This window comes from Janibacter sp. CX7, from assembly GCF_024362365.1.
Taxonomy (GTDB): domain Bacteria; phylum Actinomycetota; class Actinomycetes; order Actinomycetales; family Dermatophilaceae; genus Janibacter.
Window position 1 is genome coordinate 313,959 of the sequence record NZ_CP101464.1, and the last position, 24,065, is coordinate 338,023.

A 24,065-nucleotide genomic window follows, 5' to 3' on the forward strand; every position below is an offset into this window, starting at 1 on the left:
GCCACTACCGTCGGTACATGAAGATCTCGGACGTACTGCGCAGCAAGGGCACCGACGTCGTCACCGTCGCGCCCGACGCCACGGTCGGTGAGCTCCTCGCCCTGCTCGCCGAGCACCGCATCGGTGCCGTCGTGGTCTCCACGGGCGACGGGAGTGTCGACGGCATCGTCTCGGAGCGAGACGTCGTGCGCCGCCTCCACAGCGACGGTGTCGGCGTCCTCGAGGGCCCGGTGAGCGCGATCATGACCGCCGAGGTGCACACCTGCGACGAGCACGCCGACGTGCGTGACCTGGCGGGCGAGATGACCGACCGGCGCATCCGGCACGTGCCCGTCGTGCGTGACGGGCAGCTCGTCGCCATCGTGAGCATCGGCGACATCGTCAAGCAGCGCATCCGCGACCTCGCGGCCGAGCGCGACCAGCTCGAGGCCTACATCACCCAGTGACGGCGGCGCCACAGGCCGCGCTCAGGAGGTGCTCCGTGATCTCACAAGGTCGGCCTTCTACGCTGATCCCATGACGACAGAGCTCATCGGGGACGACCCCGCCCCGGACGAGCGCGGCCACGTCAGCGTCGCGGACTTCGACACGATCGGTCCCTACCGCGTGCTCCAGCAGCTCGGGCAGGGCGGGATGGGCATCGTCCACCTCGCGCTCGACGCCCGTGGGCGCGCGGTGGCGGTCAAGGTCCTGCGCACGCACGTCGCCCACGACGACGACGCCCGCGCCCGCCTCGCCCGCGAGGTCGACACGCTGGCGCGAGTGCGCTCGCAGCGCATCGCGCCGGTCTTCGACGCCGACCTCGAGGCCGACCAGCCCTACATCGTCACCCGCTACGTCCCCGGCCCGAGCCTCGAGCAGCACGTCCGCGAGGAGGGCCCGCTCGACGCCGAGTCGCTGCTGCGGCTGGCCCGCGGTCTGGCCGAGGCGCTGCGCGCCATCCACGAGGTCGGCGTCATCCACCGCGACCTCAAGCCGGGCAATGTCCTCATGCTCGACGGCGACCCGGTCGTCATCGACTTCGGCATCGCGCACGTCGCCGACACCTCGCGCATGACGATGACCGGCCTCGTCATGGGCACGCCCGGCTACCTCTCGCCCGAGCTCGTCGAGGGCGGCGACGTCACCCCGGCGACCGACTGGTGGGGCTGGGCGGCGACGCTCGTCTTCGCCGCGACCGGCCGCTCTCCCTTCGGTCGTGGCGGCATGGAGGCGGTCCTCGCCCGCGTGTGCCGCGGCGACGCCGACCTGCACGAGGTCGACCCGGAGCTCGCGCCGCTGCTCTACGCGGCGCTCACCCCCGACCCGCAGCTGCGCCCGGACGCCGACGAGGTGCTCATCGCCCTCGAGGCCTGGGCGCGCGGCCGGCCGGTGACCGACGTGCTCCCGCAGCGCACCCGCGCCCTGCAGGCCGACGCGACCCGCACCCTGCCGCCGGTCGCGGCCGCCGGTGCAGCAGGCGCCGCCGCGGGCGCAGCCGGTGCGGCTGCCGGCCGTGCGCCCGCGCCGCAGCGTGCCGAGCCGCCGGCGCCGTGGGGGAGCGGTGACTGGACCGACCCCCGGCCGGCCCCGGCGCCCGACCCCACCCCCGCCCCGGTGGCCCAGCCCGACCGCGGCGGCTGGGGCATGCTGCCCGGGCAGGAGCGTGCCCCGTGGCCCGGTGCCGGTGCACCCGCGGCCGGAGCGCTCGACCGGCCCGGCGACCCGCGCATCGGCAAGCCGCGCCGTAGCGACGTGCTCGCCGCCCTGCTCGCGGCCGCGGTCGCGATGGCGACGGCCGTCCCCTTCGTCGGTCTGGCCCTGGCCGTCCTGTGGTCCTGGCTCGCTCGCACCGTCGACCGGTCGATGACCGCGACGGTGCGCCGCCGGCACCAGGCCGGTCGTCGACGCAGCGACGGGGTCGTCGCCGCGATGGCCTCGCCATGGCACCTCGTCACGGCCGCGCTCGCGACCGTCGTCACCTCCCTGCTGCCGGTCGCCGTCGGCGCCGCCGGACTGCTCGCCGCGGCCCTCGCGCAGAGCGCCGTCGATGGGCTCGGCGTGCGGCTGTCCGCGCCCGTCCCGCTCGCCGTCGGCTCCCTGCTCGCGCTGCTCGTCGCCTGGTGGGGCCCCGGTGGCCCGAGCCTGCGTCGCGGCAGCCGCTCGCTCGTGCGCGGCGTGACCGGCCCGTCGGCGCTGCGCGTCCTCGTCCTCGGCGTGCTCGTCGTCTTCGCCGTCGGCGTGCTCGGCGCACTCGCCGCCGGGGCGCTCGACGTCTCGTGGTGGCCCGACGTCTCCTCGCCCCTGCCCGGCCCGGAGCAGCTGCCCGGACGATGACCAGCAGCACCCCGCCCCCTCCGCGGCCCACTCCCCGGCCGCGGCGCCGACCCGGCCCGACGCCCGAGGAGCTGACGACGACCGGGTCGATCCCGCAGCGCCCGCAGCCCAAGCCGCGGCGCCGCCCGACCCTGCGCGGCGAGCAGCCGACCGAGACGATCCCGCTGCGGGGCTCCCTGCGCGGCACGCCCTATCGCGACCCCCGTGTCACCCGCGCGGTCGCCGAGGAGCAGGCCGCCGCCCACGCGATGGACCTCGCCCTGCGGGTCGCCGAGATCATGCTGCGCTCGGGCTCGTCGGCCGCCGGTGTCGAGGCCGCGACGATCGCCGTCGGCGTGGCCGCCGGCCTCGAGGACCTCGACGTCGACCTGACGATGCAGTCGATGCACATGCAGTGCCGCACGCCCTCCGGGCAGACGATCAGCCGGCTGCGCGTCGTGCGCCAGCCGCGCCTCGACTTCGCCCGGCTGGCGATGGTCCACGCGCTCGTCGACGACCTCGTCTCGGGCGACATCGACCTCGAGCAGGCCGACTCCCAGCTGCGCGAGATCAGCCGCACCCCGCGGATGTGGTCGCGCTGGTTCGTCACGCTCGCCGAGGGTGGCGTCGCCGCCGGTGTCGCGATCATCCTCGGCGCGGGCAACTTCGCCGTCCTCGTCGCGCTGCTCGCCGCCTGCGTGACCATCGGGCTCGCCTCGCTCGTCGACCGGCTCAACCTGCCCGACTTCTACCTCGGCGCCCTCGGCGGGGCGGTCGCGACGTTCGTCGCCTTCCTCGCCTACGTCCTCGGCACGTGGTCCGTCGTGCCGATCTCACCGTCGGACTTCGCCTTCATCGTCGCCGGCGGCATCGTCGCCCTGCTGCCCTCGCGCACCCTCATCTCGGCGATGGAGGACGTGCTCTCCGGGTTCCCCGTCACCGGGTCGGCGCGCATCTTCGCCGTCATGCTGCACACCTTCGGCCTCATCGTCGGTGTGGCCGGCGGCCTGGGCATGAGCCTGCAGGTGGGCGAGCTGCTCGGCATCGGTCTGCAGCCGCCGCCGATCGACAAGCTGGCGTGGGCCTCGGCAGCGGTCCCCATGGTCGTCGCCGGAGCGGTCCTCATCGGGCTCGCGGGTGCGGTCACCCTCCAGGGCAGCCGCCGGATGCTCGTGCCCGCGTCGCTGCTCTGCGCCGTCGGCGTGGCCGTCGCCGCGGTGATCGCGCAGGCCGGGCTCGGACGGGTCACCGCGACGGGCATCGCCGCTGTCGTCATCGGCTTCGCCGCCCGGGTCATCGCGCTGCGCATGGACGCGCCGGCCCTGACGATCGCCGTGCCCGCGACCTTCGGCCTCTTCCCCGGACTGGGCATCTTCGTCGGTCTGTACCACATGACCAGCCCCACGACATCGAGCGGCGGGGACACGACGCAGGGTCTCTTCAGCGTCCTCGGGGCGCTCGGCGTCATCATGGCGATCGCCACCGGGACCACCCTCGGGGACCGGCTGGCGGCCCCCTTCGACGCCCCTGTGGCACAACGGCGCCGGGCCGCTGTCGAGCAGGAGGGCGCGGGTCGTGAGGACGAGGGCTGGGAGATCGTCTGACCCGTCGGGCGGTCGCCGACCTGGTGTGGCCTTGACCATGTCCTGACGAAATCCGGGCGGATCGTTTGACTCGTTAGATCACGAACAGGTAACGTCGCCGCCGTCCGTGACAAAGCCAGATCCCCTGGCCCGCTTCGACCACGAAGCCCCTGAACTCCGTGGAAGGAACCACACCCCCATGTTCTACAGCCCCAAGCACGCCCAGACGAAGCAGTCCTCGCCCGCTCGCCGCCGCATCGCCGGCGTCGCCGTGGCCGGCGCGACCGCCACCGTGGGCACCATCGCGTCCGCCCAGGGCGCCTCCGCTGCCACCACCTCCTCCGTCTGGGACGCCGTCGCCCAGTGCGAGAGCGGTGGCAACTGGTCCATCAACACCGGCAACGGCTTCTACGGTGGTCTGCAGTTCACCACCCAGACGTGGCAGGGCTTCGGTGGCGACAAGTACGCCCCGAACGCCCACCAGGCCACCAAGGCGCAGCAGATCGAGATCGCCCAGAAGGTCCTCGCGACCCAGGGCCCCGGCGCCTGGCCCGTCTGCTCGCAGAAGGCCGGCCTGACCCAGGCCAACGGCGGCGCCGCCGTCGCCTCCACCCCGGAGCCCGCCCCCGCCCCGGCCCCGGCCCCGGCCCCGGCCCCGAAGCCGGCCCAGCAGACCGAGCAGCAGGCGCCGCAGACCGCGTCGCGCTCCGAGGTCCGCACCCCGGCCGCCACCGGCGCCGGTCTGGCCGTCGACGGCATCCGCGGCCCGAAGACCAACGCCGCCATCGAGAAGTGGGTTGGCGCCCAGCAGGACGGCACCCTCTCCGTCGACGACATCAAGGCCCTCCAGGGCGAGGTCGGCACGGCGCAGGACGGCATCATCGGCCCGAAGACCACCGGTGCGCTGCAGTCGGTCGTCGGCGCCACGCAGGACGGCATCTGGGGTCCCAAGACCACCGCTGCCCTCCAGACCTACCTCAACGGGCGCTGATCGCAGCAGGCTGACGTGCCGAGCTGATCGGCCCGACTCCTCCGCACGAAGGGGAGGGGAGACCACTGGTCTCCCCTCCCCTTCGTCATGCCCGGACGGTGGGCGAAGGGGGCGTGGAGGCCGTGACGGAAGGTGTCCGAGGGCCCTGAGTTACAGGTCTGTATTTACGTTGCAGGTGTTGTCTGTGTGACTGGAGTGTCCTTAGCGTCTCTCTCGGACCTGCGCGGGGACCCCTGCCGCGCACCGTCGAAAGAGGATCTTCATGTTCAGCACCAACGACTTCCCCGACCAGCCCGTCGGGCGCCGTGGCCGTCGTCTGCGGATGGCCGGTGGCGCCGTCGCGGCCGGCGCGCTCGTCGCCGGCGGCTTCGTCGTCGCCTCCAATGCCGGCGCGTCCGACACGGTCTGGGACCGCGTCGCGATGTGCGAGTCGTCCGGCAACTGGTCGATCAACACCGGCAACGGCTTCTACGGCGGCCTGCAGTTCACCTTCCAGACCTGGAAGGGCTTCGGTGGGCAGAAGTACGCCTACACGGCCAACCGGGCGACCAAGGCGCAGCAGATCGAGATCGCGCAGGAGGTGCTCAAGGTCCAGGGCCCCGGCGCCTGGCCCGTGTGCTCCCAGCGCGCCGGCCTGACGGTCGCCAACGGCCTGGCCGTCGACCCCTACGGCACCGGTGAGCGCCCCTCGCGCGACACCACGCGTCCGCCCGTGACGTCGACCGGCGGCAAGCTCGTCGTCGACGGCATCCAGGGCCCGCGCACCAACGCCGGCATCGAGAAGTGGGGCGGCCGCCCGATGAACGGCTACCTCGACTCCGGTGACAAGCGCGCCCTCCAGGCCCGCGTCGGCACCGCGCAGGACGGCGTCATCGGCCCGATGACCACCCGCGCGCTGCAGCGCAAGGTCGGCGCCGACGTCGACGGCAAGTGGGGCCCTCAGACCACCTCGCGCCTGCAGAGCTGGCTGAACAACAACGTGCTCTGATCGCACGACCGGCTCGGTGATGACCGGGGCCGCGGGCTACGATGCCGCGGTCCCGGTCGTCGCACGTCCGGGCCCGCTGGCGTGGCGCAATTGGTAGCGCACCTGTCTTGTAAACAGGTGGTTGAGGGTTCGAGTCCCTTCGCCAGCTCCAAAATCAAGGGAAACACCTCACTCCACACCCTCCGGAAGGCCGAAGCCTCCACTTTCGCCTCCACTTTGGCCCGGCGAAGGGGGTCGCGGGTCGGCCGCTTCGAGCGCCGCCAGCACCCGAGGATCCTGCTCGCCACGGCCCAGGTAGACGTCCTGCGTCATCGACACCCGCGAGTGGCCGAGCGGTGCGCGTGGCCACGGACTCCGGGGCGACGTACAAGGCTAGGGCGTGGTTCCGGGGCTTCGACGGTCGCAAGCGTCGGGTGGAGCGGTGGGGGTCGTCGCAGGCGGCGGCTCAACGGGCACTGACCACGGCTCTGGAGGCGATTGCCCTCCTTCTTCACCCCGGCATCCGCGTAGGCCGTCAACGCCGCCAGCTCGTCAATGACCAAGACGTGCAGCGGATCGCCCGACATCGGCTCATGAAGCCGCGACTGCCCGACCATGCGGACCGCACGCTCATCGATGATCGCCAGCAGATCCCGCAACACCTCCACATGCGCGATGTCTCCCCGCACGCGGCGGCGAACCTCGACCCAACCGGCAGACCAAAAGGAGCGACGCCCAGGACCTCATCCCGAGCGTCGCTCCCTTCGCCATGCAGCTACGTGATTGCCACCGTGCGATAAGTAGGCTGGCAGTATGCGCGTCCAACTCCTGTACTTCGACGGGTGCCCGAACTGGCAGGTGGCCGACGGCCGCATCCGTGAAGCGCTGGAAACCCTAGGCATCCACGTCGACGTGGAGAAGGTCCTGGTGACCACCCCCGAACAAGCTGAACAGTGGAGCTTTCGTGGCTCGCCGTCGATCCTTGTCGACGGTGAGGACCACTTCGCCGAGCCAGGCGCGCCGGTCGGGCTGTCGTGTCGGCTGTATCGGACACCAGATGGCGTGGAGGGTTCTCCCACAGTTGAACAGCTAGTCCAGGTCCTATCTGGGACATAGCGCCAACGAAACATCGACGGAACTGCAGCCGAGATGGCCTTGCTGGCTCGGAGCAATGACGTGAGCAAGGTCGGTGGTCCAGAAGTGAAGTTGGGCGGACACGCCGCCGCGCGAATACGTCACCCTCACGCCTCCGACCCTCCGCTTCACTCTCCGCCCACCTCCGGACCGCATCAAGAGCGCTCCGCGTCACTGCGTGATGGACTCCGTCCACCCTTGACCCGGCCACTCCGGCAGGCTCCTCTGCTCCGCTACAGGGTCGGTGGCTAGATCCGGCCAGCCCTCCACTTACGCCTCCACTTAGGCCGCGAGAGTGGCCGACCCACCCCGAGGCACGGCACCGCAAGCATGCCGAGAAGCCCGGGATGCCGGGGGAGAGGCAGCCCGCCAGCAACAGGCCGACGAGCGCCAGAGGGAACAGGTGGTTGAGGGTTCGAGTCCCTTCGCCAGCTCCACGGTGCCAGCGCGTCGTCCTGCAGTTCGTGGCGCGGCCTGATCTGAGGCCCCGGAGATCCAACGGTTCTGCTGGCGCGGAGAGGCGAACTGCAGGGCGACACGCGGTCGGCTCAGCCTCGCTCGGCCAGCCAGGCGTCGATCGACTCCTTGAGCGGGGTCTCCTGCTCGCCGACGAGGACCGTGCCGGCGTCTCCCGCCGATGAGGTGGGGGTGACCCCCTTCGCCTCGGCGTCGGCACCGATGATCACGTCGACCTCGCCGCGGTCCACGGCGGAGGCCAGGGCGTCGAGCTCGCCGACCTGCCAGCTCGGGTGCGCCCCGATGGAGTCGGCGTAGTCGCTGATGAGGTCGGCCGCCGGGCCGGTGACCTCGCCACCCTCGGCGGGGACGGTCCGGGGCGGGTTGTCGACGACGCCGACGGTGAGGATGCCCGTGCTCTCGGCCCGCGACAGCGCGGACCCGGAGTCGGAGCAGGCGGCCAGCAGCAGCGGCAGCACCAGGGTCGCCAGGAGTCGTCGCATGGCCCCCATCTTGCCTGCATACGATGAGCGACATGCGCCCGTCGACCCGTGAGTGGCTGTCGGCGCGCAGCCACGTCCACACGGACTTCGACGCCGCCTCCCTCGTCGCCGACCTCGGGGCGAAGGGGGAGTCCGTCGCCGTGGTGGTCCCGGCCCGCAACGAGGCCGCCACCGTCGGCGATGTCGTGACCGGTCTGCGGCGCGAGCTCGTCGAGGCGGTCCCGCTGGTCTCCGAGCTCGTCGTCATCGACTCCGACTCGACCGACGACACCGCGAGCATCGCGGCCGACGCCGGCGCCACCGTCCACCGCGCCGCGGACATCGCGCCCCACCTCGGCACCCACCGGGGCAAGGGCGAGGCGCTGTGGAAGTCGCTCTTCGTCACCACCGCCGACCTGCTCGTCTTCGTCGACGCCGACCTCACCGAGTGGGGTCCCCACTTCGTCACCGGCCTCGTCGGTGCCCTGACGGCCGACCCCGCGACGATGCTCGTCAAGGGGTGGTACGACCGCGTCATGGACGTGCCCGGCCGCGCCTCGAGCACCGAGGGTGGGCGCGTGACCGAGCTCGTCGCCCGCCCGGCCCTCGACCTGTGGTGGCCCGACCTCGCCGGCGTCGTCCAGCCGCTCGCCGGTGAGTGGGCGGCCCGCCGCTCACTCATGGAGCGCCTGACCGTCCCGACCGGCTACGGCGTCGAGATCGCCTCGCTCCTCGACACCCACACCCGCCACGGCCTCGACGCGATCGCCCAGGTCGACCTCGGCGCCCGCGCCCACCGCCACCAGAAGGACCACGACCTCGCCGTCATGGCCGCCGAGCTCCTCGCCGTCGTCCACGCCCGCCGCCACGGCGGGCCGGTCGACGTCGCCGTGGCGAGCGAGGAGCTCGAGCAGTTCACCCGCGACGGCGGCTGGCGGACCCGGGCGGTCCCCCTTCGTCAGCGGCCACCGGCGATCACCCAGCCCGGCTACCCCGCAGGAGCCCGATGAGACTCGGCCGTCACCCCTTCGCCGACGACGCGATGCTCGTCATGGCGATCGTCAACCGCACCCCCGACTCCTTCTACGACAAGGGCGCGACCTTCGCCGAGGACAAGGCGATGGAGCGCGTCGACCTCGTCGTCGAGCAGGGCGCCGACATCGTCGACATCGGCGGGGTCAAGGCCGCGCCCGGCGGTGACGTCGACGTCGCCGAGGAGATCGACCGGGTCGCCGGGCTCGTCTCCCGCGTCCGCGAGGCACACCCGCAGCTGGTGATCTCGGTCGACACGTGGCGGGCCGAGGTGGGCGAAGCCGTCTGTGCCGCAGGCGCGGACGTGCTCAACGACGCGTGGGGTGGAGCCGACCCGGGACTCGTCGACGTCGCCGCTGAGCACGACGTCGCGATCATCTGCACGCACACCGGCGGGGTCGAGCCCCGCACCCGGCCCTTCCGCACGGGCTTCGAGCGGGACGTCGTCGCCGACGTCATCGACGGGGTCCTTGGCTACGCCGAGCGGGCGGTCGCGGCCGGCGTCGCCCGCGAGTCGGTCGTCATCGACCCGGCGCACGACTTCGGCAAGAACACCCACCAGACCCTCGAGGTCACCCGCCGCCTCGACGAGATGGTCGATACCGGGTGGCCGGTCCTGGTGTCGTTGTCCAACAAGGACTTCGTCGGCGAGACCCTCGACCGCCCCGTCGACGAGCGCCTGATCGGCACGCTCGCGACGACCGCCGTCTCCGCCTGGCTCGGCGCGCGGATCTACCGCGTCCACGAGGTCGCCGAGACGCGGCAGGTCCTCGACATGGTCGCGACCCTGCGAGGCGAACGTCCGCCGGCCCGCACGATCCGAGGGCTGGCATGATCCGCGCCGCCGTCGTCGTCCCGGCCGCCCCGGCCCTTCTGCCCGGGATCGGGGGCACCGCCGACCCCCTGGCGGACCTGCGCGAGCGGGCTGCCGCCCTCGTCGCCACCACGGCAGGGGCGAAGGGGGCCGACCGTCTTGTCGTCGTGGGGTCGGGCCCGGCCACTCGCGTGTGGCCCGGCGACGCGCCCTCGGGCGCAGCCCGCTTCACCACCGGCCGCGTGCCCGACGGGGCGCTGCCCACCGACCTCGAGATCGGGCGCCTGCTCGCCCCCTCCACAGGGGGCGACGTCGTCCTGCAGTCGGTCGCCACCGACGCGACGCCGCAGGAGTGTGCGGACCTCGGCCGCGAGCTGGCGGCCGGTCCGCCCGCCGTGCTGGTCGTCGTCGCCGACGGCCCCGCGACGCTCACCGAGAAGGCGCCGGGTCACCTGCAGCTGGACGCCGCTCCCTTCGCCGCGGAGCTGAGCAGGGCTGTGGCGCAGGCGGACTCGGCTGCGCTCGCCGCCCTCGACCCGGCCGTCTGCGACCGGCTCTGGATGCGCGGTCGACCGGCCCTGCAGGTGCTCGCCGCCGCGACCGACGGTCTGGCCGGCGAGCTCGTCGCGGACGAGGCCCCCTTCGGCGTGCAGTACCTGCTCGCCCGCTGGGCCTGAGGGGTCACACCTCGAGCTTGAAGCCCTCGTGCGTCGCGACGTAGCCGAGCCGCTCGTAGAAGCGGTGCGCCTCGGGGCGCCGCTTGTCGCTCGTCAGCTGCACAAGGGTCACCCCGCGGGCGCGCGCCTGGTCGTGGGCCCACTCCATGAGTGCACCGCCGAGGCCGCTGCCGCGGGTGCTCGAGTGGACCCGCACGCCCTCGACGATCATCCGCATCGCACCACCGCGGCTCAGGCCGGGCACGAAGGTCAGCTGCAGCGTGCCGACGGGCGCGCCCTCCTCGTCGCGCACGATCGCGAGGAGCTGCTGCGGGTCGGCGTCGACCGCGTCGAAGGCCGCGAGATAGGGGGTCAGGTCCGTGCCCTCGCGGCCGGCGCCGAGGACGTCGTCGCGCAGCAGTGCCGCGATGTCGGCGACGTCCTCGCGGGTGGCGCGGGTGACGACGACGTCGGCCGTCGCGGTGGTGATGCGGTCCGTGGTTCTCCTCGGTGGTGCCGTCAGTGGCGGCGCGAGACGATCTCGACGACCTGCATGGCGCGGTCGGGCCCCGCGCCCAGCGCCTTGGCCCGGGCGAGGTACTCGCGGGCGGCGTCCTCGAGCAGCGACGTCGCGGCCGCGCTCGCGGAGCTCGGCCGGTCGGCCACCCGTGTGCCGCCCCCGCGCCGGGTGACGACGAGCCCGGCGGACTCGAGCTCACGATAGGCGCGCGCGACGGTGCCGGTCGCCAGACCGAGGTCACCGGCGAGCTGGCGCACGGACGGCAGGCGTTCGCCGGTGACGAGCTGGCCGGTCTCGATGAGCAGGGTCAGCTGGCGGCGCACCTGCTCGAAGGGAGGAGTCGGGTCGACGAGGTCGATCGTCACGACGTCGTTCACAGCGGCACCCCCACGGGCGAGCGGTCGGAGCTGCCCGGAGGCGGAGCCTGCCCCGGCCGCAGCCGCGGGCCGGTGCACAGCGCGGCGAAGGTCCCGATCGCCGCCACCGCCGACACGAGCGCGCCCGCGCCGAAGGTGAGCTGGAGGGCTCGCGTCGACGAGGTCGCGCAGGTGCCGCCGGAGTGCGCAACCGTCATGAGCAGCAGCAGCGGCACGAGGGTCGCCCAGCACACGAGCGCGACGGCGAGCAGCACCGACCGCGTCGACCAGCGCCGCACGGCGTCGTCGACGTCGGCCCCCTCGGCCCCCTGGGCGGGGCGGGCGGCGATCGTGCGGCAAGTGACCGCGGCGGCCACCAGGCCGACGAGCAGGGCGGCGGCGATCGGGATGGCGTAGTAGCTGCCGGGCCACGGGGTGCGGATCGTCGTGACGTCCCCGCACACCGTCGTCAGCGCGCGCCCGGCCCGGCCGAGGTCGTCAGGCGAGCCCATGACCGTGCCGACGACGAGGGTCGTGGCGAGCGCGGCGACCGCGATCGTCGCGAGGGCGAGCGGGCCGGCGCCGATGTGGTCGCGCACCCGTCGGGGTCTGGCCAGCGCGGTGCGGGTGAGGGTCGTCTGCCGCGGGCTGCGCAGCTCGCCGACGCACATGACCAGGATCAGGGCCATGCCGCCGACCGCCGGTGCGAGGGCGGCGACCCGCCCCAGCGAGACGCCGGCCAGGGCGAAGAGCGCGACCGTCGTGACCAGCGCGAGGACGACGGCCCAGGCGAACCACCGGGTCGAGCGGCGGTGCAGGTGCACCACGGCCGCGTGCTCCGGTGCCGTGAGCGGGGTGCGCGAGCGGGCGAGCAGCCACACGAGGAGCGCGACGGCGAGCACCGCCAGGAGGACGAAGGGGAGGACGAGCACGCTGGCCATGGCCGGCTCCTTGTGTCAGGTGAGTGTGACAAGACGAGAGTCCTCCTCCCTTCGCCTTGTGTCAAGTGCATGTGACAAGTCGTCGTGCGCCGACCCGTGGACGCGATTGCCTGCATGGCGCACGGATTCGTATCATCTATCCAGTGACCGGTCCCCGACAGTTGCACTCCATCGGCCGACGACGCGCCTACGCCATCTGGGGTGCCGCCCTGGCGGTCTACGTCCTCGCGGTCTTCCACCGCACCTCGCTCGGCGTCGCGGGCCTGCTCGCCGCCGACCGGTTCGGGATCAACGCCAGCCAGCTCGCGACCTTCACCGTCCTCCAGCTCGCGGTCTACGCGGCGATGCAGGTGCCGGTCGGGGTGGCGCTCGACCGCTTCGGCTCGCGCGCCCTGATCATCAGCGGGCTCGTGTGCATGACCATCGGGCAGCTGTGGTTCGCCGTCGCCGACAGCTTCGCCATGGGCCTGGGGGCCCGCGCCCTCGTCGGCGCCGGCGACGCGATGGTCTTCACCGCCGTCCTGCGGCTCGTCGCGGTGTGGTTCCTCGTGCGACAGGCGCCGGTCATCACCCAGATCACCGGCATGATCGGCCAGATGGGCGCCGTCGCCGCGGCGGTGCCGCTGAGCGCCGCCCTGCACGACCTCGGCTGGACCCGCACCTATGCGCTCGCCGCCTCGCTCGGCGTCATCCTCCTGCTCAGCGCCTTCGCGATCATCAAGGACTCGCCCTACGAGCGCGGCGAGGTCGAGCGGATCAAGCTGCGCGCCCTGCGGCACAGCCTCACCGAGGTCTGGCGCGACCCCGGCACCCGGCTCGGGCTGTCGGTGCACTTCACCTCGCAGTTCGCCCCGACGGTCTTCACCCTGCTGTGGGGGTACCCCTTCCTCGTGTCGGGGCAGGGCCTGTCGCCGACGACCGCCTCGACGCTGCTCACCCTGATGACCTTCGTCGCGCTCGTGGCCGGCCCGACGATCGGCCGCTGGACCGGACGCAACCCCTATTACCGCTCGGTCGTCGCCCTCGGTGTCGTCGGCGCCATCGCGATCGTCTGGGCGGTCGTCCTTGCCCTGCCCGACCGTGCGCCGCTGTGGCTGCTCGTCGTGCTCGTCGCCGTCACCGCGGTGGGCGGCCCCGGGTCGATGATCGCCTTCGACCTCGCCCGCACCTTCCACCGCAACGACCGCCTCGGCCGCGCCTCCGGCGTGGTCAACATGGGCGGTTTCATCGCCTCGCTCGTGACGATGGCGCTCATCGGTCTCGTCCTCGACCGGCTGGCGCCCGGCGGCCCCGACACCTACAGCCTCGACGACTTCCGCATCGCGATGAGTGTGCAGTTCCTCCTGTGGGGATTCGGCGCGGCGATGATCCTGCGCTACCGCCGGCTGAGCCTGCGGCGGGTCGCCGACGCCGGCGCGATGGAGGCCCTGCGTCGGGGTGAGGCGCTGCTCCCGGGCATCTCCCGGGACCACGAGGACTGACGGACGAAGGGGGGGTCAGAGCCCGGCGAGCAGCTGGCGCGAGATGACCAGCCGCTGGATCTGGTTGGTCCCCTCGAAGATCTGGGTCACCTTCGCCTCGCGGAAGTAGCGCTCGACGGGGAAGTCCTGGGTGAAGCCGGCGCCGCCGAGGACCTGGATCGCCTCGGTCGTCACCCGCATCGCCGCGTCGGTCGCGACGAGCTTGGCCACCGCCGCCTCCTTGCCGAAGGCCCGCCCGGCGTCGCGCAGCCGCGCCGCGTGCAGGTAGGTCGCCCGGGCGCTCGTCACGGCGGCCTCCATGTCGGCGAGGAGGAAGGCCAGGCCCTGGTTGCTCGCGATGGTCCGGCCGAACTGCTCGCGCTCTGCCGCATAGCGGGCCGCGACGTCGAGCGCCGCCTGCCCCAGGCCCGTCGCCACCGCGGCGATGCCCAGGCGCCCGGCGTCGAGCCCGGCCAGCGCCATCGGCACCCCGCGCCCGAGCTCGCCGACCTGGCGCTCACCGCTCACCGGCACGTCCTCGAAGATCACCTCGCGCACGGTGTCGCCGTGCAGGCCCATCTTCTTCTCGGGGGTGCCGAAGGACAGCCCCTCGGCGTCGGCCGGCACGACGAAGCAGCTGACCCCGCGGCCGCCGTCGTCGCTCGTGCGGGCGAAGGTCGTGTAGTAGTCGGCGTGACCGGCGTGCGAGATCCACGCCTTGCGCCCGCGGATGCGCCAGTCGTCGCCGTCGGGCGTCGCGCGCGTCGTCATCGCGCCGATGTCGGAGCCGGCGAGCGGCTCCGAGAGGGCATAGGCGCCGAGGGTCTCGCCGGAGAGCATGTCGGGCAGCAGGGCCTGCTGCTGCTCCGGAGTGCCGTAGGTGTGCACGGCATAGGCCGTCAGCGAGTGGACCGAGACGCCGACCGCGACCGCGGCCCAGGCCGAGGCGATCTCCTCGACGACCTGCAGGTAGACCTCGTAGGGCTGTCCACCGCCACCGAGCTCCTCGGGATAGGGCAGCGAGAGCAACCCCGCCCGCCCGAGGGTGCGGAAGACCTCCCGCGGGAAGATCTCCTCGGTCGCCGCGCGCGCCTCGACCTCGTCCACCTGCGGTCGCAGGGTCTTGTCGCAGATCGCCCGGGTGAGCTCGATGAGATCGTCACCGATGTCCGTGGGCATGAGCCTCGTTGCTGCCATGGGCATCACTGTAGGTGCGGCATCGCTGGCTGCGCCCATCCGGTGCGCCCACCCTGTGGCCGCCTACGGTGGAGGGGTGAGACCTCCCTTCGCCCGCACCGGAGCGACGACGACCGCCATCGCGCTGGCCCTGACCGCCTGCTCCGCCGACGAGACCCCGAGCCCCACCTCCTCGTCGTCCACCTCCTCCGCCGCGACGTCCTCGCAGCCGACGACGTCGCCGAGCAGCACCACCGCCCCGGCACCTCGCGTCACCGGCGCCCCGGCCTCGCTGACCGCGGCGGTCGCGAAGAAGTACGGCAGGAGCCCGCTGCGCGGCAAGGCCTCCCTCGGCACCTGGCGCGGCGCGAAGGTCGCGGTCGTCACCGCCGGCGACGACGCGACCTTCGCCGTGCGGCCCAAGGGCCGGCAGGGGTGGAAGGTCGTCGGCGGCTGGTGGCCCAGCCTCGGCGCGACCCGCGGCAAGGCCGACGTCGGGGGCAGCCGTCACGTCCTCGTCATCGGCTCCGACGCCCGCGAGGGTCAGGACGTGGAGCACTCGCGGGCCGACGCGATCCAGCTCCTCGGTGTCGACGGGGTCGGCGGCGCCGGCCTCATGGGCTTCGCCCGCGACCTGTGGGTGCCGATCCCCGGCCACGGCGAGGGCAAGCTCAACTCCTCGATGGTCTTCGCCGGCCCGAGCGGGCAGACGGAGTCGGTGAGCAGCGTGAGCGGCATCGACGCCGACGGCTACGTCGTCACCGGCTTCGACGGCTTCAAGGCGATCGTCGACGACCTCGGCGGGCTGAACTTCATGGCGCCGAAGGCGATGGACTCGCACCTGAGCGGTGGCCAGGTCAAGAAGGGCTACAACCACCTCGACGGCATGGAGGCCCTCGCCTGGTCGCGCGAGCGCAAGACCCTGCCCGGTGGCGACTTCGACCGCTCGCGCAACCAGGGCCTGCTCCTGGCCTCGGCGGCGATCCAGGCGCGCCTGCGCGGGCCGGGTTCGCTGCCCGAGGCGCTGACGGTCATCGACGAGCACGCGAGCAGCAACCTCTCGGCGGAGGAGATGCTCCTTTTCACAGCGGCCTTCTTCCGGGTCAACCCCACGCAGGTGGGGCACGCCGTGGCGAAGGGGCCGACGGGCATGCAGTCGGGCCAGTCGATCGTGCGTCTCGACGAGGACTCCCGGCGGGCCTTCCGCGACTTCCGCGACGGTCGCCTCAGCTGATCTGCGCGGCGTGCGCCGGGTGCACCCGCACCTGCGTCGCCTTGAGCGAGACCCACACCGGGTCGCCCGGCCGCAGCGGCACGTCGGTCAGGGCGGCGGGCGTGACCTCCGCTCCCATGACGAAGGGGGAGTCCAGCCGGACCCGCACGCGGCCGGCGTGGGTCTCCACCCGCGCGACCCGGCCACGCCAGACATTGCGGGGCGACCCCTCGGGCCGGGTGCGGTGCAGCGAGAGCGCGTCGGGGGCGAAGGACACCCAGCAGTCACCCGTGAGGTCGTGCGGTCCGGTCGCGATCTCGACCGGGGCGCCCGTCTCGTCGTGGGCCACGGCGCCGCCACCCGCGGTCGCCCGGGCGCGCACGAGGTTGACCCCGGCGAGCCCGGCGGTGAATCCGCTGCGCGGGCGCGCCAGGACATCGCGCACCGGGCCGTGCTCGACCGGGTCGCCGAGCACGGTGAGCGTGTCGCGCGGTCCGTCGCACACGGTGAGCACGTCGAGCACGTCGTGGGTGACGAGCACGACGACGAGGTCGGAGCGCTCGTGCGTGACATCGGCGAGGACGGCGCGCATGGCCGGGGTCGCCTCGACGTCGAGGGCGGCGAGCGGCTCGTCGAGGAGCAGGGCCGCCGGCTCGGCGGCCAGGGCGCGGGCCAGGGCGACGCGGGCGGCCTGTCCGCCGGAGAGCTGGCTCGGGCGACGGTCGGCGAAGGGGGTCATGCCGACGACGTCGAGCCAGTGGTCGGCGACCTCCCGGGCCTCGCGGCGGCCGCGGCCGAGGCTGCGCGGGCCGAAGGCGACGTTGTCGCGCACGCCGAGGTGGGGGAAGAGCTGCCCGGCCTGGCTGAGCAGCACGACCCGGCGTCGGTGCGGGGGCAGCGCGTCGAGCACCCGGCCGTCGAGGACGACCCGGCTCTCGTCCGCCCGAGCCAGACCGGCGACGACCGACAGCAGCGAGGACTTGCCGGCGCCGTTGGGCCCGGCGACGGCATGCCGACCCGGCGGCAGCTCGAGGTCGACGTCGAGCCCGCGCTGCGCCCACCGGGCGCGCACCTGCAGACTCATCGCGCCCCCTTCGTCGTCCGGGCGTAGACCGCGCCGACGATGACCGTGGCGAGCACGACGAGGACGAGCGACAGCGCGATCGCGGCGTCCTGGTCGGTCTCGCGCTGCAGGTAGATCTCGAGCGGCAGGGTGCGGGTGCGGCCCTGGGCCGACCCGGCGAAGGTCAGCGTCGCGCCGAACTCGCCGAGGGCGCGGGCGAAGGCGAGGACGGACCCCGACAGCAGGCCGGGCCCGACGAGCGGCAGGGTGACCCGGGTCAGGCGCCGCCACGGGCTCGCCCCGAGGGTCGCGGCCGCCTCCTCCTGCCGGGGGTCGAGGCCGCGGACGGCACCTTCGAGCGAGAGGACGAGGAAGGGGAGGGCGACGAAGGTCTGCGCGAGGACGACCGCGGTCGTCGTGTAGGAGATCGTGATGCCGGCGGCGACGAGATGCTCGCCGATGAGCCCGCGTCGGCCGAAGGTCGTCAGCAGTGCGAGGCCGCCGACGACCGGGGGCAGGACGAGCGGCACGAGCACGAGGGCCCGCAGCACGGACTGCCCGGGCCAGCGGCCCCGGGCGAGCAGGATCGCCAGCGGCGCCCCGAGGAGCAGGCACAGGACGGTGGCGGCCAAGGCGGTGCGCAGCGAGAGCAGTAGGGCGTCGACCGACGCGTCGGAGGTCAGCAGCGGCCAGAGCCGGCCGGCGTCGACGGAGGTGAGCAGCCCGAGCAGCGGGACGACGACGACGAGGACGGCTCCCGCCGCGGGCACCCACAGCCAGCCGGGTGGCCTCACGGGGCGCCGAAGCCCTTGTCCTGCAGGACCTTCTGCCCCTGCGGGCCGAGGAGGTGGTCGACGAAGTCGGCGGCGACGTCGGGGGAGGCCGCGTCCGTGAGCGCGCCGATCGGGTAGCGGTTGACGACCTTGTCCGCGCCTTCGGTCCGCACCGCCTCGACGTCGTCGCCCGCGCCGGTGGCGTCGGTGACGTAGACGAGCCCGGCGTCGGCCTCGCCGGTGCTCACCTTGGTGAGCACGTCGGTGACCTTCGACTCCTCGCTCGCCGGGTCGAGGGTGACGTCCTCCTGCTCGGTGAGTGTCTTCGTCGCGGCACCGCAGGGCACCTGCTCGGCGCAGACGACGACCGCGAGGTCCGGGTCGGCGAGGTCCTCCAGGCCGGTGATCTTCTGCGGGTTGCCCGGCTCGGTGACGATGGTCAGCACATTGGTCGCGAAGACCTGCGGGTCGTCGACGGCGTCCTCGACCTTGTCCATGTTGGCCTGGTCGGCCGAGGCGAAGACGTCGAGCTGCGCGCCGCCCTCGATCTGCGTCGCGAGGTCGGAGGAGCCGGCGAACTGGAGGTCCACGGTGACCCCCTCGTGGGTCGCCTCGAAGTCCGTGGCGATCTCCTCGAAGGCATCGGTCAGCGAGGCGGCAGCGGCGACGTGCAGGGTCGTCTCGCCGTCGTCCGACGCGTCGGAGGCGTCGGAGCCGCAGGCGGCGAGGGCCAGGGCGAGCACGGCGACGGACGAGGAGGCGGCGAGGCGGCGGATCACGAGGGGGTCCCGGGGGTGGCGATGACGACATTGGTCGACTTGATCGAGGCGACCGCGACGACGCCCGGCTCGAGGCCCAGCTCGTCGGCGGCCTCGCGCGACATGAGCGAGACGATGCGGAAGGGCCCGGCCTGCAGGCTCACCTGCGCCATGACGCCGTCGCGCAGGACCTCGGTGACGATGCCGCGCATGCGGTTGCGCGCGGACTCGTCACGCACCGTGCCGATGGCCGGTGGTTGCGCGATCTCCTGGGCGAGGCGGGCCAGGTCGGTCCCGTCGACGAGGGTGACGCCGTCCCCCTTTGTCGCCGCGAGGCGCCCACCGTCGATCCAGCGCCGGACCGTGTCGGAGGAGACGGCGAGCAGCTCGGCCGCCTCGGACACCCGCATCTGCGTCATGAAGGGGACGCTATCAGCGCATCTGCGGCTCAAACGCTGCAAGACCCTAGGGTCTTGCTGGGTTCGGCACGGTCAGTCGGTGGGCAGGTCCTGCGGGCCGAAGGGGGTCGGCTCGCCGATCTTCGCCGTCACCGAGTCGCCGGAGGAGCGGCCGGTCAGACGGCGCTGCACCCACGGGCCGGCGTAGCCGACCGCCCACCTGGCCTGCTCGGCACGCCGCTGCGCGGCCGGGACCGGGGGCGCCGCGGGCAGCCGCTCGTCCCAGCCCTCCCGGGCGCCGAGGCCGAGCGCCGCGAGGGCTGCCTGGGTGAGCCGCTTGTGCCCCTCGGTGCTCGGGTGGATGCGGTCCTCGCCCCACATGCGCGCATCGCGCATCGACTGCATGCCCCACAGGCCGAGGACGTGCGCGCCGTGCCGCGAGGCGATCGTGTAGAGGTTGGCCGTGTGCACCGCGTGCCGGGTGCGCAGCGCGGAGAAGAGGCCGGCGCCCCGCGGGTCGGTCGGCGTCGCGAGCAGCACGTCGGCGCCGGTGGCGCGGATCCGCTCGACGGCCGACTCGAGCCGCCCGGCGATGTCGTCGAGGTCGACCCGCGGCCGCAGGATGTCGTTGCCGCCGCCGACGATCGACACGAGGTCGGGGGCCATCGTCAGCGCCTGCTCGAGCTGGCGGCCGACGACGTCGTCGAGCTTGCGCCCGCGGATCGCGAGGTTGGCGTAGTGCAGCTCCTCGCCGCCGGTGCGGCCGGCGAGCTCGGCCGCGAGCCGGTCGGCCCAGCCGAGGAAGCGGCCCTCGTGCCGGGGGTCGACGTCGACCATGCCCTCGGTGAAGGAGTCGCCGATCGCGACGTAGCGGCGCCAGGGGTGCTCGGCGGGGGTGGTCGGGTCGGTCACGGCAGGCTCCAGTCGATCGGATCGGCGCCCTGGCGGGTGAGCAGCTCGTTGGTCCGGCTGAAGGGCCGGGAGCCGAAGAACCCGTTGCGGGCGGACAGGGGAGAGGGATGGGCGCTCTCGATGCGCGGCACCTCGCCGAGCGCGGGGGCGAGGTTGCGGGCCTGACGGCCCCAGAGGATCGCGACGAGCGGACCGCCGCGGGCGGCGAGGACCTCGATGGCGCGGTCGGTGACGGCCTCCCAGCCGCGGCCTTGGTGGCTCGCCGGCGCTCCGGGCCGGACGGTGAGGCAGCGGTTGAGCAGCATGACGCCCTGTCGGGCCCACGGGCTCAGGTCGCCATTGCTCGGCTGGGGCAGGCCGAGGTCGTCGACGAGCTCACGGTGGATGTTGGTCAGCGAGCGCGGCAGCGGCCGCACGTCGGGCGCGACGGCGAAGGAGAGCCCGATCGCGTGCCCGGGCGTCGGGTAGGGGTCCTGGCCGACGACGAGGACGCGCACCTCCTCGAGCGGGATGGTGAAGGCGCGCAGCACGTGCTCGCCCGCGGGCAGGTAGCCGTGGCCCTGCGCGACCTCCTCGCGCAGGTAGTCGCCCATCGCGGCGATCGTCGGAGCCACCGGCTCGAGGGCCTGTGCCCACGAGGGGTGGACGAGCTCGGTCAGCGGTCGCGTGGGCACGCCCCCAACGTACGACGATCCCCCCGGCGCAGGGGTGCCGGGGGGATCGTCGCGGTGAGAAGGGGGATCAGCAGGTGGCGGTCGTCGGCGGCAGGGGCGCGCCGGCGAGGTCGTGCAGCTCGATGCGCACGGCGTGCTCGATGAGCGGCGCAAGGAACTCGGGGTGCGCGTTGGTCGGCTCGATGCGCTCTCGTGCCGAGGCGACCATGGCCTCGATGCGCTCGCAGGCCACCTGGGGGTAGCGCACGCACAGGTCCGTCGCGATGTGGGCGACGGCGTGATCGACGTTGATCGTGAACATGTGGGCCTCCTGGTGGGCCGGGTGAACCATGCGGTCTGCTTTGGTGAACACAAGGTTAACAGAAGGTGGACGAACGACGGGAGCCGGTGTCGGGCCTACAGTTCACGCGTGCACGGATTCGCTGACGACAACATGTCCCTCGCCGAGCTGGCGCAGACGGTCCTCGACTACTCGCGCGAGCGGCTCGAGCTCGACCCGGTGCCGCTCGACCGCACCCTGACGCCGGCCGAGCTGCAGGAGCAGGCGGGGCAGACGATCACCCGTGAGGGCATCGGCGGCCAGCAGGCGATGGACCTCTTCACCGAGGTGCTCGCGCCGGCCTGCCTGTCGGTCGACCATCCGCGCTATCTGTCCTTCATCCCGTGCGCCCCCACCGAGGCGGCCGCGATGTTCGACCTCGTCGTCGGCGCCAGCTCGATCTACGCCGGCTCGTGGCTCGAGGGCTCGGGTGCGGTCTATGCCGAGAACCAGGCGCTGCGCTGGATCGCCGACCTCGTTGGTCTCCCCGAGTCGGCCGGCGGGGTCTTCGTGCCCGGCGGCACGATCGGCAACCTCTCGGCCCTCGTCGCCGCCCGGACCGAGGCGCGCCGCACGGCCGCGCCGGGGCAGCGGCCCTTCCGCGTGGCGACGACCCACGGTGCGCACTCCTCGATCCAGTCGGCCTGCGACGTGATGGACGCCGAGCTGAGCACCGTGGAGCCCGACGAGCGCGGCCGGCTCACCGGTGAGCGACTGCGCGAGGTGCTTCTGGCCAACGGCCCCGAGACCTACTTCGCCGTCGTCGCGACCGCCGGCACGACGAACTTCGGCATCGTCGACGACCTCGAGTCGGTGGCGCAGGTCTGCCGCGAGCTCGGCATCTGGCTGCACGTCGACGGTGCCTACGGCGGCGCCGGTCTCGCGGCGCCCTCGGTGCGCCACCTCTACGCGGGCATCGAGCACTGCGACAGCTTCATCGTCGACCCGCACAAGTGGCTGTTCGCCCCCTTCGACTGCTGCGCGCTCATCTACCGCAACCCCGCGGCGGCCCGCAATGCCCACACCCAGCACGCCGGTTATCTCGACGTGCTCACCGAGGCCACCGACTGGAACCCCACCGACTACTCCGTCGGCCTGACCCGCCGGGCCCGGGGGCTGCCCTTCTGGTTCTCCCTCGCCACCCACGGGACGCAGGCCTACAGCGACTCGGTGGAGCAGACGCTGTCGGTCGCCGCCTTCGCCGAGGCCGAGATCGCCCGCCGCGACGACCTCGAGCTCGTCGGTGAGCGATTCCTGTCCGTCGTCGTCTTCCGGCGTCGCGGCTGGACGACCGCCGACTACCAGGCGTGGTCCGACCGCATGCTCGACGAGGAGTTCGCCTTCGTCGTGCCGACCAACCACGACGGCGAGACCCTCGCACGATTTGCCGTCGTCAACCCGCAGACGACGGCGGAGGACATCGTCGCGATCCTCGACTCCATGGCGTGAGGATCGCGACGAGGTGTCTCACTCCTCGAAGCCGGCGTTGCCCCGACAGGTGTAGCGCGGCGCCTCGGCGGCCAGAGCGTCCTTGAGTCCGAAGGCGACGAACTGGCCGTAGCTCTGCGTGCCGTGGCCGAGGAAGTCGTCGTCGAAGCCGGGCGGGTTGCCCTCGATCTCGTCGGGGGTGTCGAGCCCGGAGAAGGCGCAGATCGAGCGCGCCTTGTGCTCCGTGATCGGCGTCGGCTTGCCGTTGCCGGTGACCTCGCCGGCGGATGCGGCGCTCGCGCTGCCGACGAGCAGCCCGGCTGCCATGACGCAGCCGATGATCGTCCTCTTCATGGTGCTTCCTTCCCGCAGGGATGGCGCTCGGGCCCCCGCTCCCGGGCTGGCGACCCCGTTGTCGCCACCGCAAAAATTTACTCTTCCCTGACCATTGGGGTTCGGCCGTGCGCCGAGCGGTCCAACCTGTGACGGATGGGGCGAAGGGGGCGTGAGTGACCCCCTTCGTCCGGCCTGTCCAGCCGACACGCCGGGAGGAATGACAGGCGTGTGATTACGCCGGTACAGTGCGACGCGTGAACCTCGCAGACCAGGCCGCCGCGCCGACCCCCTCGGTCCCGCTCTCGGACCGCGACCGCGAGATCCTCGCCTTCGAGCGCCAGTGGTGGAAGTACGCCGGCTCCAAGGAGCAGGCGATCAAGGAGCTCTTCGACATGAGCTCCACGCGCTACTACCAGGTGCTCAACGCGCTCATCAACAACCCCGCGGCGCTCTCCGAGGACCCGATGCTCATCAAGCGGCTGCGCCGACTGCGCGACCAGCGCCAGCGCACCCGCAGCGCCCGCCGCCTCGGCTTCGAGGTCTGAGCGCCCGCCCCAGATCACAGATCGGTCTCGGATTCACGTCCGGGCCAACCGGAGCCGCCCCGGCCACGTCTGACTCCACGAGAGGGACGCCGAGGGTGGCTCCGGTGCGCAGGGGGTACCGGAGCCGCCCTCGGGCGTGCGGGCGATCAGATGCTCGTCGCGGTCCACCGGCCGATGCGCGTGCCGCCACCGACATCGAGCGGGCGCCCCTCGAGGCGCCCGTAGCCCCAGGCTGCGGCGTCACGCACCTCGACCGACTGGTCCCTGCCGTCGGTGATGATGATCTGGCGGTCTCCGGAGGCGACGAGCCGGACCTCCAGGTCGAGCGGCACCCGCGCCCAGGCGCCGGCCGTCACGGTCGTGTCGACGACGGCGATGTGCCCGTTGGACCCCACCCGCGTCCCGGCCGGGTCGAAGGTGACCGGCAGGTCGAGGCGCGGGGTGCACCGCGCGGAGGTCCACGTCGGCGTCACCGTGGCACCGCGGGGGCAGTACCAGGAGCGCAGCCGACCGCCCTGGCCGTCGGGGCTCTCGGCGAGCTGCAGGCGGTGCCGGTTGCCCGGCACTCGGTCGATGGCTCCGGGCGCCACGGCGGTCAGGCGGACGAGGTCGCCCGTCGTCGTGGTCGCGGCTCCTGCCGCCGGTGCGCTGGTCAGGGTGGCAGCCAGGGTCAGCGCCGTCGTGGCGACGGACGCGGCGATGCGGGTCATGGCGTCTCCTCGGGGAGGCGGCCGCCCGACGCGGCCGCTCACCGCTTGGACGGGCGAAGGGGGCGTCCGGTTC

27 protein-coding genes and 1 tRNA gene are annotated in these 24,065 nt (G+C 73.1%); 14 read left to right on the forward strand and 14 right to left on the reverse strand.

Annotated elements, in window-relative coordinates:
• The first annotated feature begins 17 nt into the window (after positions 1 to 17).
• From NMQ01_RS01610 to NMQ01_RS01640, 7 genes are all read left to right on the forward strand, one after another.
• Positions 18 to 446, forward strand: coding sequence for a CBS domain-containing protein (locus tag NMQ01_RS01610; protein ID WP_255185148.1), 429 nt, complete (start codon positions 18 to 20; stop codon positions 444 to 446).
• A gap of 70 nt (positions 447 to 516) precedes the next feature.
• Positions 517 to 2,316: a serine/threonine-protein kinase gene (locus tag NMQ01_RS01615; RefSeq protein WP_255185149.1), complete on the forward strand. Its 1,800-nt coding sequence runs from the start codon at positions 517 to 519 to the stop codon at positions 2,314 to 2,316.
• Entirely contained in the window at positions 2,313 to 3,899 is a 1,587-nt protein-coding gene (locus NMQ01_RS01620) for a threonine/serine exporter ThrE family protein (protein ID WP_255185150.1), read from the forward strand. The genes NMQ01_RS01615 and NMQ01_RS01620 overlap by 4 nt, the downstream gene beginning before the upstream one ends.
• A gap of 178 nt (positions 3,900 to 4,077) precedes the next feature.
• On the forward strand, positions 4,078 to 4,869 hold the full coding sequence (locus NMQ01_RS01625; protein ID WP_255185151.1) for a transglycosylase family protein: 792 nt from the start codon (positions 4,078 to 4,080) through the stop codon (positions 4,867 to 4,869).
• 262 nt (positions 4,870 to 5,131) lie between these two features.
• On the forward strand, positions 5,132 to 5,857 hold the full coding sequence (locus NMQ01_RS01630; protein ID WP_303708012.1) for a transglycosylase family protein: 726 nt from the start codon (positions 5,132 to 5,134) through the stop codon (positions 5,855 to 5,857).
• Positions 5,858 to 5,932: 75 nt separating this feature from the next.
• Positions 5,933 to 6,008 (forward strand) — tRNA-Thr (locus NMQ01_RS01635).
• A 641-nt stretch (positions 6,009 to 6,649) separates the two neighbouring features.
• Positions 6,650 to 6,952 (forward strand): thioredoxin family protein, encoded by a 303-nt coding sequence (locus tag NMQ01_RS01640; RefSeq protein ID WP_007924834.1) that lies wholly within the window; start codon positions 6,650 to 6,652, stop codon positions 6,950 to 6,952.
• A gap of 566 nt (positions 6,953 to 7,518) precedes the next feature.
• On the opposite strand, the gene NMQ01_RS01645 is transcribed toward NMQ01_RS01640, so the two are convergent.
• Positions 7,519 to 7,929 (reverse strand): transporter substrate-binding domain-containing protein, encoded by a 411-nt coding sequence (locus NMQ01_RS01645; RefSeq protein ID WP_255185152.1) that lies wholly within the window; start codon positions 7,927 to 7,929, stop codon positions 7,519 to 7,521.
• A 23-nt stretch (positions 7,930 to 7,952) separates the two neighbouring features.
• Here NMQ01_RS01645 and NMQ01_RS01650 point away from each other — a divergent pair, with 23 nt between their 5' ends.
• From NMQ01_RS01650 to NMQ01_RS01660, 3 genes are read left to right on the forward strand one after another with little or no spacing between them, the layout of a single operon-like run.
• On the forward strand, positions 7,953 to 8,918 hold the full coding sequence (locus tag NMQ01_RS01650) for a glucosyl-3-phosphoglycerate synthase (protein WP_255185153.1): 966 nt from the start codon (positions 7,953 to 7,955) through the stop codon (positions 8,916 to 8,918).
• Entirely contained in the window at positions 8,915 to 9,775 is an 861-nt protein-coding gene (folP, locus tag NMQ01_RS01655; protein WP_255185154.1) for a dihydropteroate synthase, read from the forward strand. Before NMQ01_RS01650 ends, folP begins: the two co-directional genes overlap by 4 nt.
• Complete coding sequence (locus tag NMQ01_RS01660; RefSeq protein ID WP_255185155.1) at positions 9,772 to 10,431, forward strand: hypothetical protein; 660 nt, start codon at positions 9,772 to 9,774, stop codon at positions 10,429 to 10,431. The genes folP and NMQ01_RS01660 overlap by 4 nt, the downstream gene beginning before the upstream one ends.
• Positions 10,432 to 10,435: 4 nt before the next feature.
• Here NMQ01_RS01660 and NMQ01_RS01665 read toward each other — a convergent pair whose 3' ends face one another.
• Genes NMQ01_RS01665 through NMQ01_RS01675 form a run of 3 tightly spaced genes read right to left on the reverse strand, consistent with a single transcriptional unit; the run spans position 10,436 to position 12,227 of the window.
• The gene (locus NMQ01_RS01665; RefSeq protein ID WP_369694857.1) at positions 10,436 to 10,933 is read right to left on the reverse strand and encodes a GNAT family N-acetyltransferase; all 498 of its coding nucleotides are present in this window, start codon (positions 10,931 to 10,933) and stop codon (positions 10,436 to 10,438) included.
• Positions 10,930 to 11,307: a GntR family transcriptional regulator gene (locus NMQ01_RS01670; protein WP_255185156.1), complete on the reverse strand. Its 378-nt coding sequence runs from the start codon at positions 11,305 to 11,307 to the stop codon at positions 10,930 to 10,932. The genes NMQ01_RS01665 and NMQ01_RS01670 overlap by 4 nt, the downstream gene beginning before the upstream one ends.
• Positions 11,304 to 12,227, reverse strand: a complete 924-nt coding sequence (locus NMQ01_RS01675; protein WP_255185157.1) for a hypothetical protein — start codon at positions 12,225 to 12,227, stop codon at positions 11,304 to 11,306. The genes NMQ01_RS01670 and NMQ01_RS01675 overlap by 4 nt, the downstream gene beginning before the upstream one ends.
• 143 nt (positions 12,228 to 12,370) lie before the next feature.
• Here NMQ01_RS01675 and NMQ01_RS01680 point away from each other — a divergent pair, with 143 nt between their 5' ends.
• The gene (locus NMQ01_RS01680) at positions 12,371 to 13,708 is read left to right on the forward strand and encodes a nitrate/nitrite transporter (RefSeq protein WP_255185158.1); all 1,338 of its coding nucleotides are present in this window, start codon (positions 12,371 to 12,373) and stop codon (positions 13,706 to 13,708) included.
• 15 nt (positions 13,709 to 13,723) lie between these two features.
• On the opposite strand, the gene NMQ01_RS01685 is transcribed toward NMQ01_RS01680, so the two are convergent.
• Entirely contained in the window at positions 13,724 to 14,884 is a 1,161-nt protein-coding gene (locus NMQ01_RS01685; RefSeq protein ID WP_255185159.1) for an acyl-CoA dehydrogenase family protein, read from the reverse strand.
• 76 nt (positions 14,885 to 14,960) lie between these two features.
• Between NMQ01_RS01685 and NMQ01_RS01690 the strand changes: the two genes are divergently transcribed.
• Positions 14,961 to 16,097, forward strand: coding sequence for an LCP family protein (locus NMQ01_RS01690; RefSeq protein ID WP_255185160.1), 1,137 nt, complete (start codon positions 14,961 to 14,963; stop codon positions 16,095 to 16,097).
• Here the strand turns inward: NMQ01_RS01690 and NMQ01_RS01695 are convergent.
• From NMQ01_RS01695 to NMQ01_RS01725, 7 genes are all read right to left on the reverse strand, one after another.
• On the reverse strand, positions 16,090 to 17,160 hold the full coding sequence (locus tag NMQ01_RS01695; RefSeq protein WP_255185161.1) for a sulfate/molybdate ABC transporter ATP-binding protein: 1,071 nt from the start codon (positions 17,158 to 17,160) through the stop codon (positions 16,090 to 16,092). The two genes, NMQ01_RS01690 and NMQ01_RS01695, sit on opposite strands and share 8 nt — an antisense overlap.
• Positions 17,157 to 17,933, reverse strand: a complete 777-nt coding sequence (locus NMQ01_RS01700) for an ABC transporter permease (protein WP_255185162.1) — start codon at positions 17,931 to 17,933, stop codon at positions 17,157 to 17,159. The genes NMQ01_RS01695 and NMQ01_RS01700 overlap by 4 nt, the downstream gene beginning before the upstream one ends.
• Complete coding sequence (modA, locus tag NMQ01_RS01705) at positions 17,930 to 18,691, reverse strand: molybdate ABC transporter substrate-binding protein (RefSeq protein ID WP_369694833.1); 762 nt, start codon at positions 18,689 to 18,691, stop codon at positions 17,930 to 17,932. The genes NMQ01_RS01700 and modA overlap by 4 nt, the downstream gene beginning before the upstream one ends.
• Entirely contained in the window at positions 18,688 to 19,089 is a 402-nt protein-coding gene (locus NMQ01_RS01710) for a molybdopterin-binding protein (protein ID WP_255185163.1), read from the reverse strand. The genes modA and NMQ01_RS01710 overlap by 4 nt, the downstream gene beginning before the upstream one ends.
• 72 nt (positions 19,090 to 19,161) lie before the next feature.
• Positions 19,162 to 19,980, reverse strand: a complete 819-nt coding sequence (locus NMQ01_RS01715; protein ID WP_255185164.1) for an SGNH/GDSL hydrolase family protein — start codon at positions 19,978 to 19,980, stop codon at positions 19,162 to 19,164.
• Complete coding sequence (locus NMQ01_RS01720; protein ID WP_255185165.1) at positions 19,977 to 20,654, reverse strand: uracil-DNA glycosylase; 678 nt, start codon at positions 20,652 to 20,654, stop codon at positions 19,977 to 19,979. The genes NMQ01_RS01715 and NMQ01_RS01720 overlap by 4 nt, the downstream gene beginning before the upstream one ends.
• Before the next feature lie 67 nt (positions 20,655 to 20,721).
• Entirely contained in the window at positions 20,722 to 20,985 is a 264-nt protein-coding gene (locus NMQ01_RS01725; RefSeq protein WP_255185166.1) for a three-helix bundle dimerization domain-containing protein, read from the reverse strand.
• Between the two features lie 102 nt (positions 20,986 to 21,087).
• On the opposite strand from NMQ01_RS01725, the gene NMQ01_RS01730 reads away from it, so the two are divergent.
• Positions 21,088 to 22,422, forward strand: coding sequence for an aminotransferase class V-fold PLP-dependent enzyme (locus NMQ01_RS01730; protein ID WP_255186304.1), 1,335 nt, complete (start codon positions 21,088 to 21,090; stop codon positions 22,420 to 22,422).
• A gap of 18 nt (positions 22,423 to 22,440) precedes the next feature.
• On the opposite strand, the gene NMQ01_RS01735 is transcribed toward NMQ01_RS01730, so the two are convergent.
• Positions 22,441 to 22,755 (reverse strand): hypothetical protein, encoded by a 315-nt coding sequence (locus tag NMQ01_RS01735; RefSeq protein WP_255185167.1) that lies wholly within the window; start codon positions 22,753 to 22,755, stop codon positions 22,441 to 22,443.
• A gap of 227 nt (positions 22,756 to 22,982) precedes the next feature.
• Here NMQ01_RS01735 and NMQ01_RS01740 point away from each other — a divergent pair, with 227 nt between their 5' ends.
• Entirely contained in the window at positions 22,983 to 23,282 is a 300-nt protein-coding gene (locus NMQ01_RS01740) for a DUF3263 domain-containing protein (RefSeq protein WP_255185168.1), read from the forward strand.
• A gap of 146 nt (positions 23,283 to 23,428) precedes the next feature.
• On the opposite strand, the gene NMQ01_RS01745 is transcribed toward NMQ01_RS01740, so the two are convergent.
• Positions 23,429 to 23,992, reverse strand: coding sequence for a hypothetical protein (locus tag NMQ01_RS01745; RefSeq protein ID WP_255185169.1), 564 nt, complete (start codon positions 23,990 to 23,992; stop codon positions 23,429 to 23,431).
• Positions 23,993 to 24,065: the final 73 nt, after the last annotated feature.